Below are 11,636 nucleotides of genomic sequence, written 5' to 3'. Positions count from 1 at the left end.
GAGTAGAATTATTTTTCAAAAAATTTAACCACAAAAGCAACGAAACCGCCTAGCAAGCTAAAATTTAGATCAAATTTTTCATCTACCTGTATAGAAAACTCTAATATTTCTTTGCTCATGCTCAAAAACCTAATTAATTATCACAATAATACAAAATTCATACCAAAAACCAAATTAGTTCAAATTAAATAATTGTGAATTTTGGCGCATTTTTAATAATCGAGTCCCTAAACTGTTTAAAACTACATTCAACTGACTATCAAAATGTTATTTGATTTTTCAAAACATTAATCGTAACTTAATACTACATTCATAAAAAAGGGGGTTCATCATGAACGTTATCCGTAAAATTGAGCATTGGGGCGATGTTCATCAAACAAAATGGCTAGACTATGTACGCATTCTTTTAGGCCTCGTAATCTTTTTAAAAGGCGTTTCATTTATTAGTGATACCAGCGTTTTGCAAGCCATGTTAACTGAGAACAACGTATTCGGCTTCTCGGCGGTATTAATTAGCGTAGCTATTCATTTAGTAGCTTTTGCGCACTTGGTTGGCGGTATTTTAATTATGCTGGGTTTGGTTACACGCTTTGCGGTGGTTATACAAATTCCAATCTTATTGTTTGCCGTTTTCTTTGTAAACCTAACCAGAGGCTTTTCTATGCTCAACTCCGAATTATGGTTATCGGTATTGATTTTATTCTTACTGATTCTTTTTTGGGTAATTGGCTCTGGCCCATTATCGGTTGATGAAGGGCTTAAGCATAAAAAAGGAAAACGCTACGATTAATCCTTCCATATTTCTTAGTATATTTCGTTTTTAATGTCGATACATGAGAACGAAGCTTCTTTTTAGCCTCATTTTATGGGGTCTGGTGGGTCACACCCAAAGTCCGAGCGAACGCTATTTTAAGTTAACCCGAACAGGTTTTAAGGAGGAAAATGCGTATAAAACTACTGCCTTTGTAGAAAAGTTTTTTCGGGTTCCAGGGAATACTGGTTTCAATGCTAGCATTCATTATGTTGAAGACATATTAAAAAAAGCAGGATTTGTCGAGCAAAATAAAAGTGAAACGGAGGCTCCTTTAACCTACCGCATTGAAAAACGGCCGCTTTCAAGAGGTACTTGGGAACCGGTTGATGCCAATCTCCAAATCATTGGAGAAAATTTCCCACTGCTTTCTTTTCATAGCAACCGCAACATGATTCCGATTAATTGCATCTCCACTCCTGCGAACGGGAATACCGCAACGGTCGTGTACTTGGAAAAACTCAATCCATCGGAAATTGAAAAAATGGACCTCAAGGGGAAAATTTTGTTTTCAGAGACTTCAGCTTCCAGATTAATTTCAATTGCGGAAAAAGCAGGCGCAATAGGTGTTTTAGGTTATTCAATGCCAAATTACACGCAACCTGAGAAAAACCAAACGTCTATACAATTTGGAAGCATCAAACCCAACAGCCAAGTTTGGGCTTTGTTGTTATCGTATGCAGCAAAAGAACGACTAAAAGCCAGCTGCTTAAAAGGTAGCACACAGGTTAAAGCCAACATTGCGACTAAAATATATTCCGCTGAAGAATTAACCATAGTGGCCAACATTCAAGGCAATGTAAAACCGCAAGAACGCTTCGTTTTTAGTGCGCATGTGCAAGAACCCGGGGCAAACGACAATGCTACAGGAGTAGGCACCTTGGCCGAAATGGCACGCTTAAGCGCCGAGCTTTACAAAGCAAAAAAACTGAATCCGGCTAGAACGCTTACTTTTTTGTGGGGCGATGAAATTACTTCTACCAAAAGATATATTGTTGAAGATACTGCACGTAAAAAGGACATTTTATGGGGCTTGAGCCTCGACATGGTAGGCGAAGACACCGAAAAAACAGGCGGAACTTTTTTGATTGAAAAAATGCCCGACCCCTCTGCCATTTGGACACGTGGTAATGATAAACATACGGAATGGGGTGCCAGCAAACTTTCCGAAAAAGACCTCTTTCCTCATTATTTTAACGATTTTGTGTTTGATTTGTGTAAAGCTCAAGGGTCATTTGCCAATTGGACCGTAAGTTACAATCCATTTGAAGGAGGTAGCGACCATACTCCTTTCTTGCAAAACAATATACCCGGTTTGTTAATGTGGCACTTTACCGATATGTTTTACCATACTGATAATGACCGGTTAGATAAGGTTTCGCCTACTGAAATGAAAAATGTTGGAATCAGTGCACTAACGGCTGCCTACACCTTGCTTTCGGCAGATGAAACTACAGCGAAGTATACCGTAAACCAAGTAAAGAATGATGCGTTGGCGCGATTAAAAACGGAATTTGAATTAAGTAAAAAAGCGATTAGCGAAGGGAAACAAATTAATGATGAGAAACGCATTTTGGAAGCTTGGACAAAGTGGTATACTGCTGCGCTTAAAACCATTTCTACCCTACCAATAGACGCACCAAATAAACCGACAGACACAGCCATACAGCAGGCCGTTACTGCCATCGAAAGCCAAACTGCATTGTACTTAAACGAATTGAAATAGACCTTACCTACACTTAAATAAATACGCATGAATTTTCACACACGTAAATGGATAAAACCTGAAGATTTAAACCCCAATGGTGGCTTATTTGGCGGAAGTTTATTAAAATGGATTGACGAAGAAGCTGCAATTTATGCTATTGTACAACTTGAAAACCCAAAGGTTGTAACGAAATATATGTCGGAGATTAATTTTGTGAGCTCGGGGAAATTAGGCGATATCATTGAACTCGGTATTACCGCAACTGCCTTTGGAACCACATCGTTGACTATGTGTTGTGAGGTACGCAATAAAATTACCCGCAAAAGTATTTTAACAATTGACAAAATAGTTTTTGTAAACATTAACGATTATGGTGAGCCTACTCCGCATGGAAAAACCCAGATTAAATATATTGCAGACCAGTATGAAGACCACATCCCCGACTAATGTTGCTGAAACTTTCTAGAATTTTTAATATCTTATTTATAAATTAATTTAACGCCGAGCCAAATAACTTGCTTGGCTCGGCGTTGTTTAATTATTTCGAAAGTTGTATCCATTTATAACCATCTGGCTGACTAGACTCTTCAAACCGAATCAATTTTTGTTTTGAAAAAACAAAAAATTTAAATTGCTTAGTTGCCTCATTAATCGTTCGGTAAATGACCACATCGCTCTCATCTCCAAAAACTTTAATGGCATCTCTGTTTAACTTCGCAAACTCTTGTTCTTGCATACCCATGGTATATTTGGGTTCGAAATACTGATAGGCGTTACAGCTTATTGTGCCTAGCACAAGCAGTAGGAGGACTAATTTTTTCATTTGTGTGTGTTTGTGTGTGTAACAAAAAAATGCAAAAATAGTGCCAGATGAGCCTAAAAAACCACTTCCACCAGAAGGTACTTCATCTGAATTTAGCGGTTGTTTTTAAGCAGTGTTTGGGGTTTCTAAACCCGATGTGAGTGGATGCCCTCCAAGCTTTTGCTGGGAGGCAGGAACGGCAGCGGGGCTATCGCCTACGATGAAATGCTGCCATTCATTTTCTAGTTAAAAAAGCGAGTAGACTATGCTTTTAAACGGATTTCGTTTTCGAGCTTTTCGGCATCTAAATCGAATGCATTGATAACCAATTTTGCTTGTGTATAAAACACATCGCGTTCTTTGAGCTTGGTTTTGATGAAAGCTAAAAGTTGTTCATCATCCATGTGGGCAATTAAAGGACGCTTGTGTCTTTTACCTAATCGTGAAACCAATTGTGCAGGTTCCATTTGTAGATAAACGGTTTGGCCATGCGCTTTCATCCAGTCCATGTTATCGAAAAAGCAAGGTAATCCACCTCCTGTTGCCACGATACTGTTTTCTGGATAATTGAATGTTTTTAACAAATTACTTTCATATTGACGGAAGCCACTCTCACCAAATTCGGCAAAATATTCTGCAATGGTTTTTCCGGTAGCCTGTACAATTTCAGCATCCAAATCGATAACGGTGCTGTTTAAACGTTGAGCCAATTGTTTTGCTTTGGTACTTTTACCACAGCCCATAAAACCTACCAAAAATACCAAACCTACATTGGGTTGCGTTTTGTTTTGTTCTGGAGTTTGAATTTCTTCTTGCATACTGAATGTGTGATGGCCTAGTTGCTTAGGGAAAAGATTTTACAATTTCACCCGTGGGTCTACATAGGCATATAAAATATCGACTAAGATATTGATTACCACGAAAACAAACGCGATAAATAAAATAGCGCCCATAACAACGGGGAAGTCTGACATTTCTAAGGCTGCCACGGTTGTTCTTCCCAAGCCGTTGTATCCGAAAATATATTCAACAAAAAACGACCCGGCCAATAAGGAGGCGAACCAGCTTGAAATGGCCGTAATAACAGGATTCATTGCATTTTTTAAGGCATGCTTGTAAATGATGCTATTTCTACTTAAACCTTTTGCGCGGGCAGTTCGAATATAGTCTTGCGCCAACACATCGAGCATGGCGCTACGGGTTAACTGCACAATGATGGCTAAGGGTCTTAAGCCTAAGGTAATCATGGGTAACCACAGATTTCGGAGGGTTAAAATTTCTCCTTTGAAGGGGTCGTAGCTGTATAAACTTCCGCTCATTTTTAATCCTGTGATATCGCTCAATAGAAAACCAAATAGCCAAGCGATAATGATTCCGGCAAAAAATGAGGGGGCTGAAATTCCTAAAATAGCGAAAGCATTTGCTGCGCGGTCTATCCAAGTATCTTTGTAAACTGCAGATAAAACCCCCAAGAAAACACCAATTAAAGTAGCAAATATCATGGCGGTTAGTGCCAACACAAATGTATTTGGCACAGTTTCGGAAAGAATTGCGGTTACATCGCGTTTGGTTTGGTACGAGCTACGCAAGTACGGCCATTTTAGAACCAAGGCTTTCTTTTCAAACGTGACCAATTTTTGGTAGTGATATTTTTGCTGCGCCGTACTATCGGCATCTAAAACACTGATTGGCGATAAGTCGTTAAAATAAAGTACAAATTGCATTGGCTTCGATTTATCGAGACCAAACTCTTTGCGTACTGCTTCCAATGATTGCACATCCGCGCGTTGCCCCATAGTCATCCTGGCGGGATCGCCTGGCAAAATATTAAATAGCACAAAAACCACCAAAACGATACCGGCCATTACCAGTAAACCGTATAGAAGCTTTTTAAGTGCGTACTGTATCATTTAATTTCCAAAATATTTTTTTGACAGCTGCTCAAATGATGGTAAGGTATGGTAATGCCATTTATTAATGATGACGCCGTCTTTTAACAACAAAACACCTGGATTTGAGCGAACCATACTTTTTAACGGTACCGCATCGCAGTAAAATACTTCTGAGAAGATATTATTCTCTTTAATAAAGCTCTCTGCTTTTTGTGCTGAATTTGAGGTTAATAAAACGGTGCGAATGTTAAACTGTTTCGTAGCATTTAAAGCGAGCGCATTGAAATCGCCCATAGCTTTTGTATTGGTTTTATCTAAATCGTAGGCAACAAATATGAGGTTGTAATACGGATTTTCGATAATTTCTTTGGTATAATCGGTTCCAGATGCGTCTGAAATAATTAAATCTTTAATTTTAGGTGAATATCCTTTTTTAACTAAACGTTGTGAAGGCTCCCCTTTAATTTCCCAATTCTCATCTTTCCAAATTTCTGTTTTGAGGTATTCTTTATCGCTCAAATCTTTCTCTTCTTTGGTCTTCTTATTTACCATGTGGTACATAATCTCATATTCATCGGGTATTGCACCTAATGGAATCGACATCAATGTTGGAATATGGGCACCCACTTTATATGGTAAAAAATCAATAATAGGCAAGAAATTATAGGTAAATAAACCAAAACCTAAGGATGCAACGGTTACCGCAGCGAAGATATATTTTTGAGTTGTTTCTTTACTAAAAGCAGGTTGAATTTCTTTTCTTTTGAGGAAGATATAACCAATTAAAATCAACAGAATCAAATCTTTACCAAACGATTGCCAAGGTGTTAATGGAATGGCATCGCCAAAGCATCCGCAGCTGGTCACCACTTTAAACGCGGCTGAAATAAACGTTAATAATGAGAAAAAAATAATTAACTCTAGCAAGCCCCAAGCTACTTTTTTAGCCCAAAAACCGAGTAATAATAAAGCGCCTAAAACGATTTCTAAGGTACAGAGTAAAATAGCTAAGGTTACAGCCATTCCGTTCAAGAAATCCATATGAAACACCTCGAAATACTCTTGTAATTTGTAACCAAATCCGAGTGGATCATTTGCTTTAATTAGTCCGGAAAAGATAAATAACACTCCGACAAAAATGCGGGCAAAGCTGAGTAGTTTGTTCTTCATGAATTATTTTATATCTAATTTTATCAATGCAAAAACCGCATAATTTAACATATCTTGATAATTTGCATTAATTCCTTCGGAGGCAAGTGTTTGCCCTTCGTTATCCTCTATTTGTTTTACTCTAAAAATTTTCATTAGAATTAAATCGGTTAGGGAGCTAATTCGCATATCGCGCCAAGCTTCGCCATAATCGTGGTTTTTCGCAAACATTAAGGTTTTATTCTCTTGAACTTTTTCGTCGAAAATTTTCTCTACTTGTTCGTACGGAAGTTCTAATGGATCAGCATCCGTTAATTCCAACTGCATCATAGCAATAACGCAATAATTTACAATACCGATATATTCTGATGTAATATCTTCACCCACTTTGCTCACCTTTTTTTCCTCGAGCGTACGGATGCGTTGCGCTTTAATAAAGATTTGATCGGTTATAGAGCGCGGTCGTAAAATGCGCCATGCTGTACCATAGTCTTTCGTTTTCTTTAAAAATAAGGATCTGCAAACTGCAATCACTTCGTCAAATTGGGTAGATGTATTTGTTTGTGCCAAGGCCGAAAGTTGTTTAATTTTTAATGTATTTTTGTATAAAAAACAAAAGCTAAAGATACATTTTTATAGCGAAACCCAAATCCCGAAAGGGCATAATATGTTTGAAAAAAAAAATACCAAACCCAACTATAGCCTCAATTGCAAAGGTAAATTAATTGATTTAAGCAGTCCTAAAGTAATGGGTATCATCAACATTACCCCCGATTCTTTTTACAGCAATAGCCGAAGCAATTCTATGGATACAGCTTTGCGCAAAACGGAACAATTTTTAACTGAAGGGGCAAGTTTTATTGATATTGGTGGATATTCTTCGCGTCCGGGTGCAGTGGATATATCGGAAGCAGAAGAAATTAGCCGTTTGGTTCCCGTAATTACTGAAATTACTAAAAACTTTCCAGAGGCTATTCTTTCTATTGACACCTTCAGAGCCAAAGTTGCTGAAGAAACAATTTTAGCGGGTGCTCATGTCATTAACGACATTTCTGCTGGGGATTTAGACGAACGCATGTTTGAAACCATCGCCCGTCTTCAGGTTCCGTATTGCATCATGCACATGCAAGGGACTCCACAGAACATGCAACAAAACCCTTCATATGATGATGTAACCGTTGATGTGATTGATTATTTAGCGAAAAAAGTTGCCCAACTCAAAGCCCTGCATGTAAAGGATATTATTTTAGACCCCGGCTTTGGATTCGGCAAAACTATTGAACACAACTATACTTTATTAAATCGATTACAGGATTTTAAGCTATTTGATTTACCCCTTTTGGTTGGTTTTTCTCGAAAAGGTATGATTTATAAAGTTTTAAATACTTCGGCGGAAGAAGCATTAAACGGAACTAGTGTTTTAAACACAATTTCACTACAAAAGGGGGCCAATATTTTGCGGGTTCACGATGTAAAGGAGGCAAAAGAATGCATTCAGTTAGTTTCCATGTTGAATGGTTAGCGTTAGCCTTTTAATGGAAATGCTATTTATTCTTCCTCCTAATTTCTTATCTTGCCATTAATGAAAGGACTTGATTTCGATTTTGTAAAATTTAACATCACAGATATGGTAGATATTGTGCTTGTTGCGCTTTTAATCTACTACGTGTACACACTTATTCGCAATACCCTGGCGGTTAATTTGCTTTTGGGGATGTTGATTATTGCGATCTTTTATCGTATTGTTGACGCCTTGCACATGAAATTATTAACCACCATCATCGACAAGTTCATGAGCGTGGGCATCATTGCTTTAATTATTATTTTCCAACAGGAAATCAGACGCTTCTTACTCTTGATAGGCAAAAATGCTTTTCTTCAAAAAAACAAAGCTTGGTGGGGGTATTTATTCGGCCGGAAAGAAATTGAACGCAACAACTTAACGCGTATTAAGCCTATTATTGACGCCTGCAAAAGCATGAAAAAAACACGCACAGGAGCATTAATGGTGTTTGTAAAATTTTATGACGAGCAGTTTTTTGCCAATAGTTGCGAGCTCATTGATTCGAAAATATCGAAACGTTTATTGGAAAGTATTTTTCAGAAAAATAGTCCACTACATGATGGAGCAGTTGTTATTTCTGAGAACAAAATTAAAAGTGCCAGTTGTATTTTACCTTTAACAGATAACGATCAGTTACCGGCCCAATTTGGGTTGCGTCATCGCGCGGGTATTGGGGTTTCTGAAACCACCGACGCTGTAGCCGTGATTATTTCGGAAGAAACAGGTGAAATTTCATACGCCAAACAAGGAAGAGTTCGCATGAATGTTTCTTTTGGCGAATTGGAGAAACTTCTAAATAGAGATTTCTAGGTGTTTGGCCTATGCATATTTAAACCAAACACCTAAAAAAATTAGCAATACTGCTCGAAAGCCCCAATTAAATTATCGGCAATCATTTGTGCTGGACGACCTTCAATTTGATGACGCTCAATCATGTGAACCAATTTACCATCTTTAAATAAAGCCATTGCTGGAGATGATGGAGGGAAAGGCACCATGTAGCTTCTTGCTTGGTCTACTGCTTCTTTTTCCATTCCTGCAAAAACGGTAACCAATTTATCAGGATGTTTTTCGTGAGCCGCTGCTGCGCGTGCTGCTGGACGAGCATTTGCTGCTGCACAACCACATACCGAATTTACAACTACCAATACCGTTCCTTCGCCTTTAAGGGCTGCGTCTACTTCTTGGGCATTTTTTAACTCTTCAAAACCAACGTTGGTTAATTCCTTACGCATTGGTTCTACTAAATATTCTGGATACATTATCGTTGTTTTTTATTTACAATTTCAGTTGACAAAAATACGAAAATCGGTTGGGATGCCACAGCGACTTTATATTCTTAAGGTAAAATTAATTTCGGCGCAATAGCAGCTTTACTTTTTAGATATCGATACCTATTACCTTTTGCGTTTGCGCATCCTTCCATGCTTTATATTGCTCTAAATCTTTGCTTGCTTGCTTATAAACCAAATTTAAGATGAATACATCATCTATAAAACCGAAAACCAACACAAAATCGGGGATGACATCAACGGGTGATAGAAAATAAATTAATCCGCCCAAGATCGCCACAATAGACCTTTTTGGGATTTGCGTGTAATCGCCACTCATGTAATCTTTTGCAACGCCAAACAACAACAGCATTTTATCCCATACCAATTCCAGTTGACCTTTATTGGTTACAGCTTTCCCAAATGCCTCTTTTACGGTTTCCATCGCCTTGCCACGATCTTTTAATAAACCATCGGCATGTTGTTGCGATTTCTTGAAATATTCCTTTATTTTTTGCCTGTTTATTTTCATAGTTAATAGGTAACAAATTAACGACCAAAAGCATCGTAATTGTCTTCAGCATATTTAATAAAACGATCAATTATTTTTACATTCTTATTTTCTACTGATGTTAATTCGCTATCTACGTTAGTTTTTAATGGGATATACCATTCCACTGGATCGAAAAAGCGTCTAAATGTTTCTTTCTGAAAAGCATAACCATGTCGGGCGTAAACGGTATTCTTTATAATTTCTAATTCGAGTTTTTTTAAGTTTTTTAAATCCTGCTCGGTTAATAGGGTGGTAGAGGCATTTAACTTCGCTACAGATTCTGAAGAAGCACTTCTTGAAAACACATTTATAAATGTATCTATTGTGCCATCATCCAGTGTATCATACGTAGAGATTCGTTTTTCATTACCCCAATCTACGTAACTTTCCTCGCTAGGCAACATTAATTCGGCATTGTACGCAAATTCCTTTTTAGCCAGTTTATATTCTCTATTGGGGATATCTAAACTATTATCAAAAGGAACCCAAGTACCAACTAAGCTATCTTTAAATAATTTAAATGTAAAACGCCCTGCCCTTTTAGCCTCACTAGGTTCATCTAAAATAAAGCCCATATCCGCTTCATAAAATTTACCTTCCAGCTGGTAGCGTTTACCCTCAACAAAATATTGAGCTACAACTTTATCTTTAGTTATCCTTTTTATAATGATGTTTAATTTATCTTGAACAGTATAATCACCGTCAGTATAACCCCATTTATCTTCACCATATCCAAAATACCCCACCCAAGAGCCATATAATTCTTTATGAATTTCTTCTTCAATAACTTCATCGTTACTGATGATCGAACTGCTGTCTTCACTATTTGAGGACTTTCTATTACTGCAAGAAAACATTAGGAGGGAGATTAAAGAGATTAATAAAACCTGCTTCATTTATTTTTTTTTTCGTTTAATTAGCCATTCGGCGATAAGTAAATTAGGCATCCAACCTAACCATGCAATTATTTGATAAACATCCATTGGTGCTGGATGAAATAAATATACTAAAATTACTTTCCACAAGCGTAAAGTTATTGCCGAAGTTGCCAATGCAAAGCTACGGTACATAAACGCTTTATGCGTAAGTATATTTTTGCGAAAAATACTTAAAATGGCCTGCAAAGTAAAGAAAAACCACAAGAAACCTAAAAGCACAAAAGAAATCTTGGCGGTTATGCCTCCATTGGCAAACCAGCCAATAAAAATACCCGATGGTGCGGAGAATACTAAAACTACCCCTGCATAAAGATAGCCTAATGATTTGTGAATTCTTGGAAATTTGGTTAATACTTGGTTGTTAAATTGAGTAAAACCTGCAATCAATACAAATATTGAGCTGTAAACATGCATATAAAAAATTGGTAGATATAGCTTTATGCCAGTTACTTCAGTTTGTTTAATTTGCAGAAAGGATACTTCGCTACGAAAAGGAATGTAACGCAAAGTAATTTGAAGCATCAAGATAAAGAAGTACGCAAAAAACAGAAGCCACGCTATGCGTTTGTAATTAATCACATTATTTTTTAGAAAATTACTTACCAATAACTAGACCAAAGTATTGCTTTTAATTATGAATTTAAATAATTTGAAAACGAATACTCGATAAAAATGGCTGATTGTTGACGAATAGAAGAGATACACTTCATCTTCTTTATTTAACAATTGCTGTTGTTTTGGGGTAGGCCTGTTATTGATTCCAAAGTACAGACTGTTCAATCTAAACCCGATGATAGTGAACACGAAGCCAATTTTTTATTGGCGAGTAAAACGAACAGCGGGACTAAAGTTGCCGACAATACCGAAACCTTGTTTTTCAAAACAGGTAATTTTTTTTTAAACTCAACCTTTCAGGTTTATTCTAAAAAACTTTAAAAATTCATTAGT

At 37.2% G+C, this 11,636-nt stretch carries 15 protein-coding genes; 5 read left to right on the top strand and 10 right to left on the bottom strand.

Translation table 11 applies throughout. The features are described 5' to 3' along the window. Nucleotides 1-8: 8 nt before the first annotated feature. Nucleotides 9-119 carry a phenylalanyl-tRNA synthetase subunit alpha gene (locus tag ACJVDK_RS16915; RefSeq protein ID WP_443937844.1) on the bottom strand — a complete coding sequence of 37 codons (111 nt, stop codon included), beginning with the start codon at nt 117-119 and terminating at the stop codon, nt 9-11. A gap of 212 nt (nt 120-331) precedes the next feature. On the opposite strand from ACJVDK_RS16915, the gene ACJVDK_RS16910 reads away from it, so the two are divergent. The 3 genes from ACJVDK_RS16910 to ACJVDK_RS16900 are packed head-to-tail and all read left to right on the top strand — an operon-like array spanning nt 332 to nt 2,966. Then, nucleotides 332-790 (top strand): DoxX family protein, encoded by a 459-nt coding sequence (locus ACJVDK_RS16910; protein ID WP_443937843.1) that lies wholly within the window; start codon nt 332-334, stop codon nt 788-790. Nucleotides 791-833: 43 nt separating this feature from the next. After that, nucleotides 834-2,537 (top strand): M28 family peptidase, encoded by a 1,704-nt coding sequence (locus ACJVDK_RS16905; protein WP_443937842.1) that lies wholly within the window; start codon nt 834-836, stop codon nt 2,535-2,537. Between the two features lie 27 nt (nt 2,538-2,564). After that, nucleotides 2,565-2,966 (top strand): acyl-CoA thioesterase, encoded by a 402-nt coding sequence (locus tag ACJVDK_RS16900; protein ID WP_443937841.1) that lies wholly within the window; start codon nt 2,565-2,567, stop codon nt 2,964-2,966. Between the two features lie 91 nt (nt 2,967-3,057). On the opposite strand, the gene ACJVDK_RS16895 is transcribed toward ACJVDK_RS16900, so the two are convergent. The 5 genes from ACJVDK_RS16895 to ACJVDK_RS16875 all read right to left on the bottom strand — a co-directional run bounded on the left by ACJVDK_RS16895 (nt 3,058) and on the right by ACJVDK_RS16875 (nt 6,932). After that, nucleotides 3,058-3,342, bottom strand: coding sequence for a hypothetical protein (locus ACJVDK_RS16895; RefSeq protein WP_443937840.1), 285 nt, complete (start codon nt 3,340-3,342; stop codon nt 3,058-3,060). Between the two features lie 242 nt (nt 3,343-3,584). Further along, a complete protein-coding gene (locus ACJVDK_RS16890) occupies nt 3,585-4,139 on the bottom strand; it encodes a shikimate kinase (protein ID WP_443937839.1) in 555 nt (184 codons plus the stop codon). 39 nt (nt 4,140-4,178) lie between these two features. Further along, nucleotides 4,179-5,231: an ABC transporter permease gene (locus tag ACJVDK_RS16885; RefSeq protein ID WP_443937838.1), complete on the bottom strand. Its 1,053-nt coding sequence runs from the start codon at nt 5,229-5,231 to the stop codon at nt 4,179-4,181. Then, nucleotides 5,232-6,383, bottom strand: coding sequence for a BT_3928 family protein (locus ACJVDK_RS16880; protein ID WP_443937837.1), 1,152 nt, complete (start codon nt 6,381-6,383; stop codon nt 5,232-5,234). Nucleotides 6,384-6,386: 3 nt separating this feature from the next. After that, on the bottom strand, nt 6,387-6,932 hold the full coding sequence (locus ACJVDK_RS16875; protein WP_443937836.1) for a DUF1599 domain-containing protein: 546 nt from the start codon (nt 6,930-6,932) through the stop codon (nt 6,387-6,389). 97 nt (nt 6,933-7,029) lie between these two features. On the opposite strand from ACJVDK_RS16875, the gene folP reads away from it, so the two are divergent. Beyond that, nucleotides 7,030-7,884 (top strand): dihydropteroate synthase, encoded by an 855-nt coding sequence (gene folP, locus ACJVDK_RS16870; protein ID WP_443937835.1) that lies wholly within the window; start codon nt 7,030-7,032, stop codon nt 7,882-7,884. Nucleotides 7,885-7,944: 60 nt separating this feature from the next. After that, the gene (gene cdaA / locus ACJVDK_RS16865; protein WP_443937834.1) at nt 7,945-8,736 is read left to right on the top strand and encodes a diadenylate cyclase CdaA; all 792 of its coding nucleotides are present in this window, start codon (nt 7,945-7,947) and stop codon (nt 8,734-8,736) included. Between the two features lie 41 nt (nt 8,737-8,777). Here the strand turns inward: cdaA and ACJVDK_RS16860 are convergent, their stop codons facing one another. The 4 genes from ACJVDK_RS16860 to ACJVDK_RS16845 form a co-directional block, all read right to left on the bottom strand. Beyond that, a complete protein-coding gene (locus tag ACJVDK_RS16860) occupies nt 8,778-9,188 on the bottom strand; it encodes a BrxA/BrxB family bacilliredoxin (RefSeq protein WP_443937833.1) in 411 nt (136 codons plus the stop codon). A gap of 118 nt (nt 9,189-9,306) precedes the next feature. Continuing rightward, on the bottom strand, nt 9,307-9,729 hold the full coding sequence (locus ACJVDK_RS16855; protein WP_443937832.1) for a YkvA family protein: 423 nt from the start codon (nt 9,727-9,729) through the stop codon (nt 9,307-9,309). Nucleotides 9,730-9,746: 17 nt separating this feature from the next. Continuing rightward, nucleotides 9,747-10,646, bottom strand: a complete 900-nt coding sequence (locus ACJVDK_RS16850; RefSeq protein ID WP_443937831.1) for a YARHG domain-containing protein — start codon at nt 10,644-10,646, stop codon at nt 9,747-9,749. Further along, the gene (locus ACJVDK_RS16845) at nt 10,647-11,210 is read right to left on the bottom strand and encodes a DUF2306 domain-containing protein (RefSeq protein WP_443937830.1); all 564 of its coding nucleotides are present in this window, start codon (nt 11,208-11,210) and stop codon (nt 10,647-10,649) included. Between the last annotated feature and the right edge of the window lie 426 nt (nt 11,211-11,636).

This window comes from Pedobacter paludisoli (genome assembly GCF_052344095.1).
GTDB lineage: Bacteria > Bacteroidota > Bacteroidia > Sphingobacteriales > Sphingobacteriaceae > Pedobacter.
This window is presented reverse-complemented; position numbering and strand designations above follow the sequence as displayed.